This window comes from Micromonospora chaiyaphumensis, from assembly GCF_900091435.1.
GTDB classification, from domain to species: Bacteria; Actinomycetota; Actinomycetes; order Mycobacteriales; family Micromonosporaceae; genus Micromonospora; species Micromonospora chaiyaphumensis.
This window is the reverse complement of record NZ_FMCS01000008.1, coordinates 67,504-85,808: the sequence shown is the minus strand read 5'-3', so window position 1 is coordinate 85,808 and position 18,305 is coordinate 67,504. Positions and strand designations below refer to the sequence as shown.

17 protein-coding genes and 1 tRNA gene are annotated in these 18,305 nt (G+C 73.9%); 8 read left to right on the top strand and 10 right to left on the bottom strand.

Annotation, left to right across the window (positions count from 1 at the left end; translation table 11 throughout):
- Positions 1-250: 250 nt before the first annotated feature.
- Entirely contained in the window at positions 251-718 is a 468-nt protein-coding gene (locus GA0070214_RS21460; protein ID WP_091266921.1) for a hypothetical protein, read from the top strand.
- Here the strand turns inward: GA0070214_RS21460 and GA0070214_RS21455 are convergent.
- The 7 genes from GA0070214_RS21455 to GA0070214_RS21425 form a co-directional block, all read right to left on the bottom strand.
- The gene (locus tag GA0070214_RS21455) at positions 705-2,219 is read right to left on the bottom strand and encodes a serine/threonine-protein kinase (protein ID WP_091266917.1); all 1,515 of its coding nucleotides are present in this window, start codon (positions 2,217-2,219) and stop codon (positions 705-707) included. The two genes, GA0070214_RS21460 and GA0070214_RS21455, sit on opposite strands and share 14 nt — an antisense overlap.
- Positions 2,220-2,249: 30 nt before the next feature.
- The gene (locus tag GA0070214_RS21450; protein ID WP_091266914.1) at positions 2,250-2,732 is read right to left on the bottom strand and encodes a hypothetical protein; all 483 of its coding nucleotides are present in this window, start codon (positions 2,730-2,732) and stop codon (positions 2,250-2,252) included.
- Between the two features lie 101 nt (positions 2,733-2,833).
- A complete protein-coding gene (locus GA0070214_RS21445; RefSeq protein WP_091266910.1) occupies positions 2,834-6,415 on the bottom strand; it encodes an adenylate/guanylate cyclase domain-containing protein in 3,582 nt (1,193 codons plus the stop codon).
- Positions 6,412-7,239: an MBL fold metallo-hydrolase gene (locus GA0070214_RS21440; RefSeq protein WP_091266907.1), complete on the bottom strand. Its 828-nt coding sequence runs from the start codon at positions 7,237-7,239 to the stop codon at positions 6,412-6,414. The genes GA0070214_RS21445 and GA0070214_RS21440 overlap by 4 nt, the downstream gene beginning before the upstream one ends.
- A 118-nt stretch (positions 7,240-7,357) precedes the next feature.
- Entirely contained in the window at positions 7,358-7,819 is a 462-nt protein-coding gene (locus GA0070214_RS21435; protein ID WP_091266904.1) for a RidA family protein, read from the bottom strand.
- 6 nt (positions 7,820-7,825) lie between these two features.
- On the bottom strand, positions 7,826-7,981 hold the full coding sequence (gene sp36, locus GA0070214_RS21430; RefSeq protein WP_013289021.1) for a Sp36 family protein: 156 nt from the start codon (positions 7,979-7,981) through the stop codon (positions 7,826-7,828).
- Positions 7,982-8,043: 62 nt separating this feature from the next.
- A complete protein-coding gene (locus GA0070214_RS21425; RefSeq protein ID WP_091266901.1) occupies positions 8,044-8,493 on the bottom strand; it encodes a hypothetical protein in 450 nt (149 codons plus the stop codon).
- 335 nt (positions 8,494-8,828) lie between these two features.
- Between GA0070214_RS21425 and GA0070214_RS21420 the strand changes: the two genes are divergently transcribed.
- From GA0070214_RS21420 to bagB, 3 genes are read left to right on the top strand one after another with little or no spacing between them, the layout of a single operon-like run.
- Positions 8,829-9,410, top strand: coding sequence for an Rv0361 family membrane protein (locus GA0070214_RS21420; protein WP_091266898.1), 582 nt, complete (start codon positions 8,829-8,831; stop codon positions 9,408-9,410).
- A gap of 26 nt (positions 9,411-9,436) precedes the next feature.
- Positions 9,437-10,411 carry an ATPase BagA gene (gene bagA / locus GA0070214_RS21415; protein WP_091266895.1) on the top strand — a complete coding sequence of 325 codons (975 nt, stop codon included), beginning with the start codon at positions 9,437-9,439 and terminating at the stop codon, positions 10,409-10,411.
- 54 nt (positions 10,412-10,465) lie between these two features.
- Entirely contained in the window at positions 10,466-11,617 is a 1,152-nt protein-coding gene (gene bagB / locus GA0070214_RS21410) for an ArsA family ATPase (protein WP_208602856.1), read from the top strand.
- Between the two features lie 25 nt (positions 11,618-11,642).
- Here the strand turns inward: bagB and GA0070214_RS21405 are convergent, their stop codons facing one another.
- Entirely contained in the window at positions 11,643-11,963 is a 321-nt protein-coding gene (locus GA0070214_RS21405; RefSeq protein WP_091266889.1) for a WhiB family transcriptional regulator, read from the bottom strand.
- 402 nt (positions 11,964-12,365) lie between these two features.
- On the opposite strand from GA0070214_RS21405, the gene GA0070214_RS21400 reads away from it, so the two are divergent.
- Positions 12,366-14,816 (top strand): penicillin-binding protein, encoded by a 2,451-nt coding sequence (locus GA0070214_RS21400; protein ID WP_091266887.1) that lies wholly within the window; start codon positions 12,366-12,368, stop codon positions 14,814-14,816.
- A gap of 63 nt (positions 14,817-14,879) precedes the next feature.
- Here GA0070214_RS21400 and GA0070214_RS21395 read toward each other — a convergent pair whose 3' ends face one another.
- Positions 14,880-15,335: a GatB/YqeY domain-containing protein gene (locus GA0070214_RS21395; protein ID WP_091266884.1), complete on the bottom strand. Its 456-nt coding sequence runs from the start codon at positions 15,333-15,335 to the stop codon at positions 14,880-14,882.
- 25 nt (positions 15,336-15,360) lie between these two features.
- Here GA0070214_RS21395 and GA0070214_RS21390 point away from each other — a divergent pair, with 25 nt between their 5' ends.
- The 3 genes from GA0070214_RS21390 (at position 15,361) to GA0070214_RS21380 (ending at position 17,688) form a co-directional block, all read left to right on the top strand.
- Entirely contained in the window at positions 15,361-16,254 is an 894-nt protein-coding gene (locus GA0070214_RS21390; RefSeq protein ID WP_091266881.1) for a metallophosphoesterase, read from the top strand.
- A gap of 134 nt (positions 16,255-16,388) precedes the next feature.
- Positions 16,389-16,465 (top strand) — tRNA-Pro (locus GA0070214_RS21385).
- Between the two features lie 119 nt (positions 16,466-16,584).
- The gene (locus GA0070214_RS21380) at positions 16,585-17,688 is read left to right on the top strand and encodes a calcium:cation antiporter (RefSeq protein ID WP_167364314.1); all 1,104 of its coding nucleotides are present in this window, start codon (positions 16,585-16,587) and stop codon (positions 17,686-17,688) included.
- Between the two features lie 101 nt (positions 17,689-17,789).
- Here GA0070214_RS21380 and GA0070214_RS21375 read toward each other — a convergent pair whose 3' ends face one another.
- Complete coding sequence (locus tag GA0070214_RS21375) at positions 17,790-18,263, bottom strand: hypothetical protein (protein ID WP_091266875.1); 474 nt, start codon at positions 18,261-18,263, stop codon at positions 17,790-17,792.
- Positions 18,264-18,305: the final 42 nt, after the last annotated feature.

Here is an 18,305-nt window from a genome sequence, read left to right as displayed (position 1 = left end):
GCCTTCCGGTGGGGAACGGGGTCCGTCGAGGAGGCCTCGACACCGGTCACTCTAGGGAGCGGGGACAGCCGGAGTCGGCCCTCAAACGCGGGCAGAAGCGACAGATTGCCGATTGATGTAACGAAGATGTCTTGATCGACGCTTTTAGCCGCCCTCCGCAGTGGAGGGTGACCGGCGCCGCCAACCCGCCGGCGGCAGGCCGCCCGGGTCCGGCGGTTGACAGTTCGACGCCCTGGGCCATGCTTGTCGGGTGAGTTCGTTCCCGAAGCCCGATGCGCGGGTCAAGGCCGTCGTCGCGTCGCTGGCGGCGGTGGCGGCCCTGGTGACGTTGGTGGCGTGGCGCCCGGCCGGCATCCTGTCGGTGGTGCTGGCCCTGGTCTGCGTGCTGCTCGGCATGATCGCCGGGGTGACGGTCACCGCCGCCCGGCAGGCACCTCCCCGCGCCGACACCCCCAGCGACGAGTGGCCGGTTCCGGCGGCCTACGGGGTCGACGCCGACACGCTGGAGGCCATCGACCCCCGGGCGGTCCGGCAGCTCCGCACGCCGGCCGGCGGCTACGCGGGCGACGCCGACACGTTGGAGGCGCTCGACCCGCGGGCGGTCCGGGACCTGCGGGCGGCCGGCGGCGGCCACCCGGGCGACGCCGACACCCTGGCCGCACTCGACCCGCGGGCGGTGCGGCAGCAGCGGGCCGCGAACGGGGTCAGCGACCGGTGAGGGTCGGCACGGCCAGCGCGTCCACGCCCCGCCCCGCCAGGCACCGGTAGGTGCGGTCCAGGCCGGTCCCGGCCGGCGGCAGCACCTCCAGGTTCCAGCCGGCCACCTGCCGGATGCCGCTGGCCAGCCGGAAGGTGCTGACGCTGCAGACCTGCTGGACGGCCGGGTCGGCGACCACCGCGTCGTGGCCCGCCCCGGCCAGCGCGGCCGGCAGGTCACCCTCGGCGTAGGTCTCCCAGGTGTGCCGGCCGTCGCAGGGCACGCGGGTCGCCTCGGCCCGGTCACTGCGCAGGCGTACCGGGCCGTAACACTCCAGTTCGGACGCGCAGTGGGCGCCCGCCGGCAGCCGGACGTCGCCCGCCGCGCAGCCGGGTGACACCCTCGCCCCGGACGGCTCGACCGCCCCGCTGGCCACCGGTGTCGGCGACACCACGGTCGGCGCGCCACCGGCCAGCCAGGCGCCGGTGCCGGCCGACGCGGCGAGCGCGAGCACCCCGGCCCCGCCGAGGAACCAGCGCCGGGGCCAGCGCCGGCTCCGGGTCGGCACGGTGGGGTGGGCGTCGTCCGTCGGCGGGCGCGGGCTCGGCTGGCCGGTGCGGCTCAGCGGGTGGCCGCCCGGGCCGCCACTGACCGGAGGCCCCGGATAGGGCGCGCCGCTCACCGGCGCGGCGCCCGGATCCAGCGGAAGCGCGGCGAGCATGCCGCCCAGCTCGACGGCGGAGGGACGCTCGCCCGGGTCGTTGGCCATGCCCAGCCGCAGCACGTCGACCAGCTCGTCCGGCACGCCGGGCAGGCCGGGGATCGGCTGCTGGAACATCTCCAGCACGGTGACCAGGCTCGGGTTGCGCTCGGACTGCCAGCGCGGCGGGCGGCCGTGCATCACCGCGTAGAGGGTGGCGCAGAGCGCGTAGACGTCGACGGCCGGGCTGGGCGGGCTGTGGCTGAACATCTCCGGCGGCGCGTAGGCCGGGGTGAGCACCTCGAGGGTGACCGAGGCGTCGCGCACCTCGGCCAGGACCGCCAGCCCGAAGTCGGCCAGCACCGCCGGGTTGAAGTGCGAGTAGAGGATGTTGGCGGGCTTGACGTCCCGGTGGAGCACGCCGGCCGCGTGCGAGTGAGCCAGCGCGTCGGCGATCTTCACGCCGAGGTCGCGGGCCTCCACCGCGCCCAGCGGGCGCCGGCGCATCCGCTCCGCGTACGAGCCGTCGCAGAGCTCCATGATCAGGTAGGGGTGCTGGTCGACGGTGACCCCGACGTCGAAGAGGTCCACCACGTGCGGGTGGGAGGACATCTTGCCGGCGGCCCGCGCCTCGCGCAGGAAGCGCGCCTGGTCCCGCTCGCTGTCCAGCGTGCGGTTCTCCACCTTGACCGCGACCTCGCGCCCCACCGAGATCTGGGTGGCCCGGTAGACGGTGGCGTAGCCGCCCCGGGCGAAGACCTCCAGATCGGTCAGACCGGGCACGATGGGCAGCCGCAGGGCGCCGGGCGGGGTCTCGGTCACGACTCGAAAATACCCAACGGTTCCGGTCGCTCAGTGCACCGTGTCGGTGGCCGGAACCGGGCCCGCGCCCGGCGCGGTGTCGTCCGCCGCAGCCGGCCGGCCCGGCCCGGTGGCCGCCCGGCGGGCGTCCCACCACAGGCCGACGGCGGTCGCGACAGCGCCCAGGCCCTCCCAGACGGCGACGCCGAAGAAGCGGCCCGGTGCGACGTCGGAGAGCACCGCGATGCTGAAGACGGTGAAGGTGACCAGCCGGAACCAGACGGTGAACCGGTAGAACGGCCGCCACTCGGTGGCCACCGCGAGCAGGTAGTAGACGCCCATGTTGAACGAGGCCATCGAGGACGCGGTCAGGAACGTGCCGGTGTAGTCACCGGAGGCGCGTTCGGCCGGCACCTCGAAGCCGAGCAGGCGGAGCTGGGTCTCCGGCCAGATCAGCCCCAGCGCGCCGAGCAGCAGCGCCAGGAGCCCGAAGACCGCCATCGTCCAGCCGGCGCCCGAGCGCGGCAGCCTCATCGTCCCTCCCACCCGCGGCCGACGTCGTGGACGGCCCTCGCTCCCACGCTATCCGCCCCCTCCGACGGGCACATCCCCGGAACCGGCAGAACCGGGCCGGATCAGCCGCCGGCGAGGCGGGCGCGGAGCGCGTCGGCGACGGCCCGCTCACTGCGCTGCTCGGTGGCGTACGCCAGCCGCACCGCCTCCTCGGCGCTGGCCAGCGCCTCGGTCGGGCGGCCGCAGGCGGCGAACGCCTCGGCCAGCACCATCCGCGCGATGACCTGGCTGCGCACGTCCTCGGCCGGCGCGGACACCGCCCGCTGCGCCCAGTCCAGGGCCTGCTCGCGCTGGCCGTGGGCGAGCAGCGCGGACGCGTACCGGGCCATGGTCTGCCGGCGGGAGAAGAGCAGCGACGGGGTGTTGGCGGCGGTGGTGGCGACCGGGGCGAGCAGTCCGACCGCGGTCGCGGAGTCGCCGGCCGCGAGCCGGGCCATGGCGAGCAGCACGCGGGGCGCCACCTGGGCGGGGGCCTGCGGGTTGTGCGGTTCCACGGTGGTCAGCACCGAACGGGCCTCCCGCTCGGCCGTCCCGGCGTCGCCCATGTCCAGCGCCACGAAGCCGCGCAGCGTCCCCGCCATCCCGGTGAGCAGCGGGTGCGCCGTGCGGTCGGCGTACGTGAGCGCGTCGGTGAGCAGGTCGGCGGCGTGCTCCGGCTCGCCCAGCCCACGCGCCACCACGCCGCGCACCACCAGCGCGAAGCCCTGCCCCCAGTCGTCGCCGACCTCGGTGAACTCCCGGTACGCCCGGCGGGCCGCGCGGTCCGCCTCGCCCAGTTCGCCCAGCTCGGCGGTGGCGTACGCCTCGACCGCGCGGAGGGTGCCCACCGCCCACGCCTCGCCGACGCGCTCGCCGAACGGCAGGAACACCTGCGCCATCCGGCACGCCTCGCGGAGCCGGCCCGCGAGCAGCCGGGCGAACGCGGTGGTGCCGCGCAGCCAGGCCCGCCCGTACGGGTCCTTCAGCTCGGCGAAGAGGCGGGCGGCCCGGCCGAGCACCGCGTCGGTGCCGGCGAAGTCGCCCCGGGTGGTGGAGACCCAGGCCAGGTTCTGCAACGACCAGGCCTGCCCGCGCGGGTCCTTCGCGGCGAGGCTGACCTGGTAGGAGGCGGCCAGCCGGCTGCTCGCCTGGCCCAGCCGGCCGGCGATGAAGTCGGCCATGCCGAGCCGGCGCATCGCCGAGGCGCGCATGGTCGGCAGGTTGGCTGCCGTGGCCACCTGCAGCGCCTCCTGCCAGCTCCGCTCGGCCCGGGCGGCGTCACCCAGCGTCTGGTGGGCCTGCCCGGCCAGCAGCAGGGCGCTGGTCCGGGTGGCCGCCGCGTCCCCGGCGTTGGCGGCGATCTTCTCGGCGAAGGCGAGCGCGTCGGCCGGGCGGCCGATCTGGAGCAGCGCCCGGGCGTGCACCACCCGGTCGGCCAGCGGCAACCCGTCGCGGGCCAGCTCGGCGGCGCGCTCGGCGTACTCGACGGCCATCGCCGGCTCCCCCGACCGCAGCGCGCGGCGGGCGGCGCGGCCCAGCGCGGCCACCCCGAGCGGGGCCACCGCCCGGGCCGGCGCGTCCGGCCGGAGCTTGACCGCGTCGGCGAGCGCGGCAGCCCGCTCGACGTGCTCGGCGACGAAGTCGTCCCGGCCGGACTCGGTGAACCCGCCGGGCGGCGTGGCGGCCCCGACGACGCTCTCCGGCGCGGCCCAGCGGGCCAGCGCCGCGTGCCGCTCGGCCAGCTCGGCCTTGCTCACCCCCGCGTACGCGGCCTCCCGCATCAGCGGGGTGGCGAAGGCGAAACCGGTGCGGGTGCGGTGCAGCATGCGGCGTTGGAGCAGCTCCTCCACGGCCCGGTCCAGCTCGACCGCGGCCACCGCGGCGGGCCGGCCGTCCCGCCCGACCCGCTGCTCACGCAGCGCCTCCAGGGCGCCGTCGGGCACGGTGTCGCCGACCACGGCGGCGTCCCGCAGCACCGAGCGGGCGTCCGGCGGCAGCGCGTCGATACGCGCCGCGAGCACCGCCGCCAGGTCGCGGGAGAGGAGCCGGCTGCCCAGCGAGCCCGGCGCGAGCCGCCAGCCGACGTTCGCGTCCCGCCCCGGACCGGCGGTCAGCGCGCCGCGCTCCATCAGCAGGGTGACCAGCTCGGCCAGGTAGAACGGGTTGCCCTGGGCGGTGGCGAGCAGCCGGTCCACGTCGGCCGGCGACAGCTTGCCCCCGCCCAGATAGCTGGTGAGCAGCCGGGACGCGTCGGCGCCGCGCAGCGGGGGCAGCGCGTGCACCTCGGCGTCCGCGACCCGGGTCAGCGCGCCGGCGGTGCGCACCAGCTCGGGACGGCCGAGCAGCAGCACCAGCACCGGGCCCGTGAGCCGGTTGAGGGTCAGCGCGAGCGCCTTGATCGTCTCGGCGGTGGCGTCGTGCAGGTCGTCGACCACGATCACCAGCGGCGCCTCGCGGGCCAGCGCGCTGAGGAGGCCGGCGACCGCGTTGGGCACCGCCTCGGCGTCCGGCGGCGGGGAGGCCGCGTTCCACTCGCCGTTCTCGGTGGCGGCGGGGAGTTCGGCGTACCCGAGCAGGGCCAGGAGCTGGTCCATGGCGAGCGGGGGCAGCTCGCCGGGGAGCCGGCCGAGGCGCTGCCCGAGCCGGCGCAGCCGCTCCTCGACGGCCGGCCGGGTGAGCGCGGTGGCGGCGTCGTTGGGCAGGCCGACCGCCGCCCGGACCAGGTCGGCCAGGGGGGCGAGCCGGCGCCGCTCGCCGAACGCGGCGCAGCGGACGGAGAGGACGCGGGCACCGGTGTGCGCGGCGTACCGGCCGGCGCCGACGTCGTAACCCGCCGCGAGGCGCTCCACCTCGGCGGCGAACCGGGACTTGCCGATGCCCGCCTCGGCGGTCATCAGGAGCACCCGGGGCTCGCCCCGGTCGATGACCTCGGCGAGCCGGCCGGCGACGCGGCCGATCTCGGTCTCCCGGCCCACGAAGGGCGCCTCGTCGCCGAGGCCGGACCGGGTGCCCGGCGCGTCCAGCAGGCCCAGCAGCTCGTACGCCTCGACCGGCTCGCGCTTGCCCTTGAGGCGCAGCGGGCGCAGCGCCCGCCAGGAGGCGACGTGCCGGGTGGCGGCGGAGGTGCGCCCGCCCGCGTAGACGGCGCCCACGGCGGCGGCGTCGGCGAGCCGGGCGGCCGTGTTCACCGTGTCGCCGATGACCGTGTACTCGATCGCGGCCTGGATGCCGGCGATCACGTCGCCGGTGTTCAGCCCGACCCGCAGGCCGAGTGGCGCGCCGCCGCCCCGCTCGTCGTCGAGCACCCGGCGGACCGCCCGCTGCATGGAGAGCGCGGCGCGGACGGCGCGCTCGGCGTCGTCCTCGTGCGCCACCGGCGCGCCGAAGACCGCCATGATCCCGTCGCCGGTGAGCTTGTCGACGTGCCCGCCGAAGGTCTTGACCGCGCCCGCCAGGGCGGCCAGCACGCGGTCGGTGACCGCGCCGACCCGTTCCGGGTCGAGGTCCTCCGACCAGGAGGTGAAGTCGGAGAGGTCGCCGAAGAGCACGGTGACCACGCGCCGCTCGGCGGCGGGCAGCGTGGCGGCGGCCGGCAGGGCGGCACCGCAGTTGTGGCAGAACCGCGCGCCGGGCACGGCGACGGTTCCACACACCGGGCAGGTCACGGTTGCTCCAACTCCGCACCCCCGGCGCCGGATTCCCGGGGGGTCACCCCGAGGTACTCCAACTGGGCCCGGACCGACCACTCGGCGGCCCACCACAGCGACCGGTCGACGTCCGCGTAGACCCGCTCGACCACCTCGGGCGCGGTCGTGGCGCCGGCGGCGACCGCCGCGCGGACCTGGTCGAGGCGGGCCCGCCGGTGGGCCAGGTAGAACTCGGCCGCCACGCCGCAGTCGGCCAGCGCCGGGCCGTGCCCCGGCAGCGCCGGGACCCCCCGGTACGTGGTGAGCAGCTCCAGGCTCGACAGGTAGTCGCCGAGGTGCCCGTCGGGGTGGGCGACCACGGTGGTGCCCCGCCCCAGGATGGTGTCGCCGGTGAGCACGACCTTCTCGTCGCCGTGCCCGACCAAAAAGCAGACCGAGTCGGCGGTGTGCCCGGGGGTGGGAAGCAGGCGGATCTCCAGGCCGGCGTCGAACGCGGTGTCGGCGGTCAGCGGCGCGCCGCCGACGGTGTGCGCCGGGTCGACCGCGCGGACCGGCGCACCGCCGAGCAGCTCACTGAGCCGCGGTGCGCCCTCGGTGTGGTCGGCGTGCCCGTGGGTGATCAGCACGAGGCCGACCGGGCCGTGCGCGGCGAGCGCGGCCAGGTGCGCCTCGTCGGCCGGACCCGGGTCCACCACCACGGCCTGCTCGGCGCCCGGTGCGCGCAGCACCCAGGTGTTCGTGCCGTCGAGCGTCATCGGCCCCGGGTTCGGGGCGCGCACCAGCGTCACCCACCCCGGCAGCTCGTCCGCGAGCGCCGCTGCGGCTCCGGTCACAGGCCCCATGGCAGCGATCGTACGACCCCGCCCGCCACTCCCCGCGATCTTGCCGTGCCGCCAGGGGTTATGTCCCCTTGCGGGCGCGTCTGCCCACCGGCATCGGCAAGATCGCGGGTACGGAGCGTCAGGCGACCTCGACGATGACCTCGACCTCGACGGGAGCGTCGAGGGGGAGTTCGGCGACGCCCACCGCGCTGCGGGCGTGCCGGCCGGCCTCGCCGAAGACGGCGCCGAACAGCTCAGAGGCGCCGTTTACCACGCCGGGCTGGCCGGTGAAGCCGGGCGCGCTGGCCACGAAGCCGGTCAGCTTGACGATCTTGACGATGTTCTCCAGCCCGACCAGCGAGTCGATCGCGGCGAGCGCGTTCAGCGCGCACCGCTGCGCCAGGTCCTTCGCCTGGTCGGCGGAGACACCGTTGCCGACCTTGCCGGTGGCGAGCAGCTTGCCCTCGACGATCGGGAGCTGGCCCGAGACGTAGACGTGCTGGCCGGACTGGACGGCCGGCACGTAGCTGGCCAGCGGCGACGCCACCTCGGGCAGGGCCAGGCCGAGTTCCGCGAGCTTCGCGTGCGGTCCGTTGCTCATGTCGCCTCAGCCCTTCGGACGCTTCAGGTAGGCGACGAGCTGCTCCGGGTTCGGGCCGGGAACCACGGAGACCAGCTCCCAGCCGTCCTCGCCCCAGTTGTCGAGGATCTGCTTGGTCGCGTGGACCAGCAGCGGGACCGTGGCGTATTCCCACTTCTGCATCGAGTCAAGGCTCCCTTGCCTGGCATGGACTTCGGTCAGGCACAGCCTACGGTCCGGCGCCGCTACGGGGACGCGGGACGCTGCTCGGGCGCAGCGGAGGGGTCACCGCACGGGCCCTCGTGCTCGTACCGCTGGGGGCACCGGGTGCGGTCGGGCAGCAGCAGGTCGCAGAAGACCCGGTGCCGGTTGTTCTGGTCGTCGGTCGTGGAGACGGTGGTCTCCCCGGCGTCCAACTCGCCGAGGAAGCCCAGCGAGGTGGCCACGGTGCCGGCGAGCGCGGTGGCCGCCGCCAGGTCGGGGACCCGGACGGGCAGGTGGATGACGTAGCCGGGCTCCTCCTCGTCCCGACCGCGCCCGGCCGGCCGGGCCAGGGTGCGGACCACCTCGGTCGGCGGGCGGTAGGACCGCTCGTTGACCGGTGCTCCCGCGCCGGGCCCCTCGGCGTCGCCGGGCCGCCCCGCCCGTTCGCCAGGTGGAAACTGGGCTCGGGGAATGTTCTCCGCGTCGCGCATCCGCTGCCTCCGGGCCTCGTACCTGTTCACCGTCACCACCAACCGGCTCGGAACCCGTCGCCGGTCCGGCCCCCGCGTCGCGACGAACGTAGGACCTGCGGGGAGTCCCGGCAACGGGACGCGCACACCCCAGCACCTGCAGTCACATATGCGACACATTCCCGATCCGGAAAGCGGCGGCGGCTTCACGTCCGGCGGGGCGTACGCGGGGCTGGCAAGCCGCCCGCCGACCGCTACCCTTCCGGTCTGGACGAGCGCCCCTGCTCGCCCACCACGCTCGATCACGTGTCCGTCGCCTGGGGCGGCGTCGGCGCGCCGCACCCCCGGGGGAAGACATGACCCAACCGCCCATCGGTGGCGCCGCCGGATCGCCCGGAGGCCCCGCCCACCCGGAGCCGCCCGCCGGCGCCCCGCCGGCCCCCGGCGCCCCGCCCGCGCCCGGCTACCCGCCGTACCCCCCGCCGGCGGCCCCGAAGAAGCGGCGCGGCCTGCTGATCGCGTCGATCGTGCTGGGCGTGGCGATCCTGCTCTGCGGCGGTGGCGGCACGGCCGCGTTCCTCACCCTGCGCCAGGCCGAGGACGGCCAGGGCGCCAAGGAGCCGACGGTCGCGGTGGACGGCTTCCTCACGGCGGTCTACAAGGACCAGGACCCGCGCGCGGCGGCCACCTTCGTCTGCTCGGCGTCCCGTGACGACGACAAGATCGCCGCCAAGGTCGCCGAGGTGCGGAAGTACGCCGGGCAGTACCAGAACCCGCGGTTCCGCTGGACCACCCCGAAGGTGGACAACCAGACCGGGGACCGGGCCTCGGTCAGCACCAGGGTCACCATGACGACGGCCGACGAGAAGGTGGCCGACCAGGAACTGCGCTTCACCGTGGTGCGGAAGACGGGTTGGTGGGTCTGCGAGGTCGCCTGAGCGCGGCGGCTGGATAGGCTCGACGGGTGGCAGCGACTGAGCAGCCGGCCGAGTCCGCCGGCAGATGGCCGGCCCGCCTGCACGTGGTGACCGGCAAGGGCGGCACGGGCAAGACGAGCGTGGCGGCGGCGCTGGCCCTCGGGCTGGCCGCCGGCGGCCGGCGCACCCTGCTGGTCGAGGTGGAGGGGCGGCAGGGCATCGCCCAGCTCTTCGGCACCGACCCGCTGCCCTACGAGGAGCGGCACCTGACCGACGCCCCGGGCGGCGGCGAGGTGCGCGCCCTGGCGGTGGACGCCGAGGAGGCGCTCCTCGAGTACCTGGACATGTTCTACAAGCTCGGCGCGGCCGGCCGGGCCCTGCGCAAGCTGGGCGCCATCGACTTCGCCACCACCATCGCCCCGGGCCTGCGGGACGTGCTGCTCACCGGCAAGGTCAAGGAGGCGACCACCCGGACCAGCGGGCAGCGCCGCGCGTACGACGCGGTGGTGCTGGACGCGCCGCCGACGGGGCGGATCGGCCGCTTCCTCAACGTCACGGCGGAGACCGCCCGGCTGGCCAAGGTCGGCCCGATCAAGACCCAGAGCGAAGGGGTCTCCGCGCTGCTCCGCTCGCCGATGACCGCGGTGCACGTGGTCACGCTGCTGGAGGAGATGCCGGTCCAGGAGACCGTCGACGCCATCGCCGAGCTGACCAAGCTCGGTTTCCCGGTCGGCCGGGTGATCGTCAACGGGGCCCGGCCCCCGGTGCCGGCGGGCCGGCCGGTGACCGGCGCCGAACTGAAGCGCGGGCTCGCCGCCGCCGGCCTGCCGACCGACGCCCGGACCGTGGCCGGCCTCGCCGCCGAGGCCCGTGACCAGCAGGTACGCCGGGAGCTGGAGGACTCGCTCCGCGGCGACCTGGTGGAGCTAGGCCTGCCCCTGACCGAGCTGCCGCTGCTGCCCGGCGGGGTCGACCGGGCGGGGCTGGAGACGCTGGCCGAGACGCTCGTCCGGGCGGATTGACTCACACCTGCGGCCGGCACGGAGCAGAGAGACCCTCGAGACCGATACGCTCGATTGGTGCCTTCCGAAGACGCGGCGCCCCCGCTGGACGTCGACCAGATCCTCGCCGATCCGGGCGTGCGGATCGTGGTCTGCTGCGGGGCGGGCGGAGTGGGCAAGACGACCACCGCGGCGGCGCTGGCCCTGCGGGCGGCCGAGCGGCACGGCCGGCGCACGGTGGTGCTCACCATCGACCCGGCCCGCCGGCTGGCCCAGTCCCTCGGCCTGACCGAGCTGGACAACACGCCGCGCCAGGTCAAGGGGATCGACGTCGAGTCCAGCGGCGGCCAGTTGCACGCCATGATGCTCGACATGAAGCGCACCTTCGACGACGTGGTGCTCCAGCACACCGATCCGGCGAAGGCGGCGGAGATCTTCGCCAACCCCTTCTACCAGGCCATGAGCTCCACCTTCGCCGGCACGCAGGAATACATGGCGATGGAGAAGCTGGGTCAGCTGCACGCGCGGGGCGAGTGGGACCTCATCGTGGTGGACACCCCGCCGTCCCGCTCGGCGCTCGACTTCCTGGACGCCCCGGCCCGGCTCTCCCGCTTCCTCGACGGGCGCATGCTGCGGCTGCTGCTCGCCCCGGCCCGCAGCGGCGGGCGGAGCATGTTCAGCTTCGTGACGGCCAGCTTCGGCATGTTCTCGAAGGTGGTGCAGAAGGTGATCGGCGCGCAACTGCTCACCGACCTGTCCGGCTTCGTGGCCGCGCTGGATTCGATGTTCGGCGGTTTCCGGCAGCGGGCCGAGCAGACGTACCGGATCCTCCAGGCCCGCGAGACGGCGTTCCTGCTGGTCGCGGCGCCGGAGCCGGACGCGGTCCGGGAGGCCGCCTACTTCGCCGGCCGGCTGCGCGCGGAACGGATGCCGCTGGCCGGCCTGGTGCTCAACCGGGTGCACCGGCCGGCGGTGCCCGACCTGTCCGCGGCGGACAGCCTGGCCGCCGCGGAGCGGCTGGCCGCTGCGGGCGGGCACGAGGGCACCGCCGAGGTGCTGCGGGCGCACGCCGCGCTGGCCGAGCAGGCGGCACGCGAGGAGCAGGTGGCGGCCCGGTTCACCGGGGAGTTCCCGGCCGTGCCGGCGGTGTCGGTGACGGCGCAGCCCGCCGACGTGCACGACGTCGACGGGCTGCGGACGATCGGCGAGGCGATCAGCCGGCGCTGAGCGGCGCGACCGACCGGCGCGTCGGTCAGTTGGCCGTGGTCACGAGGACCTTGTCCCGGCCGGCCTTCTCCTTGGCGTTCTTCTTCATGGCCGCCTCGAACATCTTTCGCCAGCTGGTGACCTGCGGGTGACGCCGCAGCAACGCCCGGCGCTCGCGTTCGGTCATGCCACCCCACACACCGAACTCGATCCGGTTGTCGAGCGCGTCGGCCAGGCACTCGTACCGAACTGGGCAGCTCCGGCAGATCCTCTTCGCCACGTTCTGTTCGGCGCCCTGTACGAACAACGCGTCCGGGTCCCCGTTCTGACACGCCGCCAGTGACGGCCAGTCAGTGATCATGCCCATCTGTACACGTCCCCCCTTGCAGTACCTACCGACTACGCGCGACCAGCCGTCGAATTCCCCCCGGTCGTCCGGGCCGGCCTCCCCAAGGCGGCGCGGACGACGTGTGGCTGCTGTCGCCGCCACCATCATGCTGTGTAGTCGCCTGATTACGCAACGTTGTCGGCGAAATCCATCATTCCGGACACTCCCGGCTTCCCGGGCTTTCGCCCGCCGTCTACCCCGCCGGAGTAGGTGAAAACGCTGCGCCACTCCCCCGTTCGGAGGAGACTTCTGCCAGGTTTCACGCAACCACGCACCGGGGTTCGTGCGTTTAGCACAACGAGGCCGGCGCGCGCAGGAAATGGGGAAAGTTCCCCGCGCGCCCCTCGTTCCCTACTCGCGTACCCTGTCGAGGTGACCTGGATGCGGAAACGTGACCACAACGTGCTGACCAACGCCGCATCGCTACTCATCTGTGGCCTGTTGGCCGGCGTGGTGGTCGCGGCGGCGGCCTTCCCCGCGGTGGCGATGTCCGGACTGGCCGCGAAGGCCGGCGCCGAAACCTTCGGCGCGCTCCCCACGGAACTGACGGTGGCGCGGTCTCCGCAGATCACCTACCTGTTGGCCTCCGACGGCAAGACCCCGCTGGCCACCATGTACGACGAGAACCGGCGCGACGTGAAGCTCAAGGACATCGCGCCGATCATGCAGAAGGCCATCATCGCGGCCGAGGACCACGACTTCTACAAGCACAACGGCGTGGACCTCAACGGCGTGGCGCGGGCGTTCGTCAACAACCAGTCCGGAACGAACTCGCGGCAGGGCGCGTCGACGCTCACCATGCAGTACGTCCGGCTGGCCATCTCCTACTCGGCCACCCACCCGGCCGACGTGGTCGCCGCGACCGAGGACACCAGCGCCCGCAAGCTGCGCGAGATGCGCTACGCGCTCCAGATCGACAAGGAACTCTCCAAGGACGAGATCCTCGAGCGCTACCTGAACATCGCCGCCTTCGGCAACGGCGCGTACGGCATCTACGCCGCCAGCCAGGTCTACTTCAACAAGCCGCCGAGCAAGCTCGACATCCAGGAGTCGGCGTTGCTCGCCGGTCTGGTGAAGGCGCCGACGGCGTTCGACCCCACCACCACGGGCGGCTATCAAGCCGCGGTGGACCGGCGCAACTACGTCATCGACAACATGGTGCAGATCGGCGCCATCACGAAGGAGCAGGCCGACCAGGCCAAGCAGATCAAGCTCAAGGTGGCGAAGAAGCGCACCCCGAACGGCTGCGTCGCCACCAACACCCGCTCCTGGGGCTTCTTCTGCGACTACTTCTACCGCTGGTGGCTCCAGCAGGAGACCTTCGGCTCCACCTCCTACGACCGGGAGCGGCGGCTGAAGAGCGGTGGCTACACCATCATCACCTCGCTCGACGTGCAGGCACAGAAGGGCGCCGACAAGGCGGTCCGCAACCAGCTCAAGGAGGACGCGACGGCGGCCCGGATGGTGGCCGCCATCGAGCCGGGCAGCGGGCGGGTCCGCGCCATCGCGGTCAACCGGAACTTCAAGCTCGACGACCCGGAACACCCGCAGAACAAGATCTCCAGCGACCCGAAGAAGGCCAAGAAGAAGATCCGGGGCAGCCGCCCGAACACGGTCAACCCCCTGATCACCGGTGGCGGCGGCATCACCGGCTACCAGGCCGGCTCGACCTTCAAGATGTTCACGCTGGTGGCGGCCCTCGAAAAGGGCTACCCGCTCAGCTACACCATCAACGCGCAGAAGCAGTTCAAGTCCGACTACCCGGTCAAGTTCAACTCGCCCGCCGCATGCCCCGGCACCAGCAACTACTGCCCGAAGAACGCCAGCGACTCGATGGCCGGTGTGCACAACATGTGGAGTGCCTTCGGCGCTTCGGTCAACACCTTCTTCGTGGAACTTCAGCAGCGGGTCGGCGCGGAGAACGTGGTGAAGGCAGCGCAGAAGCTCGGCATCACCTTCCCCTCGTCGGAGGACGCCAAGCTCGCCGCGAACGCCGACGCCGCCCACAACTGGGGCGCGTTCACCCTGGGCGTCTCGCAGACCACCCCGCTGCAACTGGCCAACGCGTACGCCACGCTGGCGGCCGACGGGAAATACTGCGAGCCGATCCCGGTCCAGGAGATCCGCGGCCCGGACGGCGACAAGCTGGACATCGCCAACCCGCGCTGCGAGCAGCGGATCAGCACGCAGGTGGCCCGGGCCGCCGTGGACGCGGCGCGCTGCCCGGTGGGTGACCACTCGTCGACCTCGAAGTGCAAGAACGGCACCGCCGGCAACGTCCGCGGCATCGTCAACGCTCCGGTCGCCGGCAAGTCCGGGACCACCGACGGGGACAAGACCTCCGCTCTGGTCGCCATGACCAAGCAGTACGCGGTGGCCGGCATCCAGGCCGACCCGGACTGGCCGCAGACCAACCAGCGGATGAGGCACAACGAGGTGCCGTGGGGCATCAACCCGGCGGTCTACCAGACGCTGCGCGACGCCATGAAGGGCAAGGAGCGGATCAACTTCACCCCGCCGAGCGGGAAGATCATCGAGGGCGACCAGCGCTCCATCCCCGGGGTGAAGTGCGAGTCCATCGAGACCGCCAAGTCGCGGCTACGAGGCGCCGGATTCGAGCCGGTGGTCGCCAGCCAGAAGACCCCGTCGGAATGCCCGGTGGACACCGCGGCCGGCACCAGCCCGGACGGGCGCACCATCAAGGGCGGCGTGGTGACCATCGAGGTCAGCGCCGGCGGCGGCCAGCCGAAGCCCGGCACCGGCACCGGTCCCGGCGGGCCGGCGGTCCCACCGCCGCCCGGCCAGGGCCGCCCGGGCCGACCGCGCGGCTGACCCGAGCAACGCCAGCGGGCGGGCACCCCACCGGGGTGCCCGCCCGCTTCGTCGTTGATGCGGTCAGAGACCGAGCTGGCGGCGGACCTCCGCGGCGACGCGGCCGCCCTCGGCCCGGCCCGCCACCGCGGCCTGGGCCGCCTTCATGGCCGGGCCCATCTGCGCCTTGCCGGTGAAGCCGCCCGCGGCGAGCGCCCCCGAGACCAGCTCGGCCAGCTCGTCGTCGGAGAGCTGCTTCGGCAGGTAGCGCTCCAGCACCTCACCCTCGGCGGTCTCCTTGCCGGCCTGCTCCGCGCGACCCGCGTCGGCGAAGGCGGTGGCGGCCTCGCGGCGCTTCTTCGCCTCCTTGGTCAGCACCGCGAGCACCTCGTCGTCGCTCAGCTCGCGCTTCTCCTTACCGGCGACCTCGGCGTTGCCGACGGCCGCGAGGGCCATCCGCAGCGTGGAGGTGGTCAGCTCGTCGCGCGCCTTGAGGGCGGCGCGCATGTCGGCGGTGAGGCGGTCCTTCAGCGTGCTCATGGACGGTCAAACTACCCTGAACGCCATGCGAAAGCGCACACTATTCCGGCTCGCGGCCGGGACCGTCGCCGCCGGGGCGGCCACCCTGGCGTACGCGTCGCTCATCGAGCGCAACATGTTCACCCTGCGCCGGTACGACGTACCGGTGCTCCCGACCGACGCCGAGCCGCTGCGCGTACTGCACCTGTCGGACCTGCACATGATGCCCGACCAGCGGCGCAAGCAGGACTGGGTGGCCTCGCTGGCCGCCCTCGACCCCGACCTGGTGGTGGTCACCGGGGACAACATGGCCCACCCGGACGCGGTGCCGGGCGTGCTGCGCGCCCTGCAACCGCTGCTCGACCTGCCCGGCGCCTTCGTCTTCGGCTCCAACGACTACACCGGGCCGGTCCTGAAGAACCCGTTCACCTACTTCCTGCCCGACCGGGAGTACACCGAGGGCGTGCCGCTGCCGTACGAGGAGCTGCGCGACGTCTTCACCGGCGCCGGCTGGGTGGACCTCAACAACGCGCGGACCACCCTCAAGGCCGGGGGCCGGGAGATCGAGCTGGTCGGCGTGGACGACCCGCACATCGAGCGGGACGACTACGCGGCCGTGGCCGGGCCGGTGAGCACGGGCCCGGCACTCTCCATCGCCCTGGCCCACTCCCCGGAGCCGGCCGTGCTGGACCGGATGGCCGCCGACGGCTTCGGACTCCTGCTCGCCGGGCACACCCACGGCGGGCAGGTCTGCGTGCCCGGCTACGGCGCGCTGGTCACCAACTGCGGGCTGCCCCGCTCGATGGCGCGCGGGCTGCACCGCTGGCCCGGCTCCGACTCCTGGCTGCACGTCTCGGCCGGCCTGGGCACCCACCCGACCGCGCCAGTACGCTTCGCCTGCCCACCAGAAGCAACGGTCCTGACGCTGATCCCCCGCTGAGTGCACCGCGCAGATCCTGGTACGACACGGCCCCCGGAGGGGCCGGTAGCTACCAGGATCTGCGGCCGGTTCGGCGCGGAGGGATACCGAGTTTGACCATCGGAGCGGGTGGGCTACTATTTGTCGGCACGCCTCGGGGTGTGGCGCAGCTTGGTAGCGCGCTTCGTTCGGGACGAAGAGGTCGTCGGTTCGAATCCGGCCACCCCGACCAGAGGCAAGAGGCCGCATCCGGTTCCACCGGGTGCGGCCTCTTGGCACTCCGGGGAACGACCGGCGTCCGGGCGTGGGCGGTTGATCCATCTTCCTGGCAAGGTTGATGCCATGGCCGCCATGATCCGATCCCGCCTGACCGATTGGACCACCCTTCTACCCCTGATCGCGGTCGTCGTGCTCGCGGCCACCTGGAACCGGAAGCTGTCCGGTCCGCTGGTCATCCTCGTGGCCGCGCTGCTCGCCGGCGCGGTGCTGGCGGCCGTGCACCACGCCGAGGTGGTGGCGCACAAGGTCGGCGAGCCGCTGGGGTCGTTGGTGCTCGCGGTGGCGGTCACCGTGATCGAGGTCGGTCTCATCGTCACGCTGATGATCAGCGGCGGCGACAAGACGCAGGCGCTGGCCCGGGACACCGTCTTCGCCGCCGTGATGATCACCTGCAACGGGATACTCGGCCTGTCGCTGCTGCTCGGCGCGCTGCGCCGGCGGGTGGCGGTGTTCAACCCCGAGGGTACCGGTGGGGCGCTGGCCACGGTGGCCACGCTCGCCACCCTCAGCCTGGTGGTGCCCACCTTCACCACGAGCCGACCCGGCCCGGAGTTCTCCCCCGCGCAACTGGCCTTCGCGGCGGTCGCCTCGCTCGCGCTGTACGGCCTGTTCGTGATGGTGCAGACCGGCCGGCACCGCGACTACTTCCTGCCGGTGACGCAGGAGGGCAGCATCATCCCCGAGGACGCCGACGGCGACGGGCACGCCGACCCGCCGTCCACGCGTACCGCCCTGGCCAGCCTGGCCTTGCTGGTGGTGGCCCTGGTCGCGGTGGTCGGGGACGCGAAGAGCGTCTCCCCGGCGATCGAGGCGGGTGTCGAGGCGGCGAACCTGCCGCAGGCGTTCGTCGGCGTGGTCATCGCCCTGCTGGTGCTGCTGCCGGAGACCCTCGCCGCCGCCCGGGCCGCCCGCCGGGACCGGGTGCAGATCAGTCTCAATCTGGCGCTCGGCTCGGCCATGGCCAGCATCGGCCTGACCATCCCGGCCATAGCGCTGGCCTCGATCTGGCTGGACGGCCCGCTGCTGCTGGGCCTGGGCGGCACCCAGCTGACGCTGCTGGCGCTGACCGCGGTGACCGGTGTGCTCACGGTGGTGCCGGGCCGGGCGACCGTGCTCCAGGGCGGGGTGCACCTCGTGCTGCTCGCCGCCTTCGTCTTCCTCGCCGCCAGCCCGTGACCGTCATCGGCCCGGGACGGCCACCGAGACGTGATCGCCGCCGGCACGTGACTGCCGCCGGCACGTGACCGCCGCCAGCCTGAGACGGCCGCCGACGGCGGTCAGTCGTGCAGTTCGGTGCGGGCCACCTCGGCGAACGCCGCCGACAGGTGCTCGGCCAGAGGCCGGCCGGTGGCCGCCAGCAGATCGGCGATGAGCAGCGGAGCCTGCCGGGCGATCGCGGCCGGGTTCGGCGGCGCGTCGTCGTCGCCCGGGTCGTAGACGCCGAGCGCGCTCGCCAGCAGCACGAGCAGCACGTGCGGGTCGACGTCGGGCCGCCAGGCCGCGTTCGACCGGACGCACCGCTCCAGCACCTGGCGGACGTCGTCGCCGTCCAGCCCGTCCGGGTGGCTCTCCTCCAGCAGCAACCGGACCACGCCGCCGAGCACCAGCCCGGCCCGGTCCGCGGCGGCGAGCCGCTCGACCGCCGGCTCGTACGCCCCGGCGTCCCGGGCCTGCGCGGCGCCGACCGCCTCGGTGGTCGCCTCGGCGATCTCGCGGGCCGGGGCGGGCAGGTGGCGCCAGGTCGTCGTCACCGGGCCAGCATGGCAGACGGGGTTAGCTTGCTCACCCGCCGG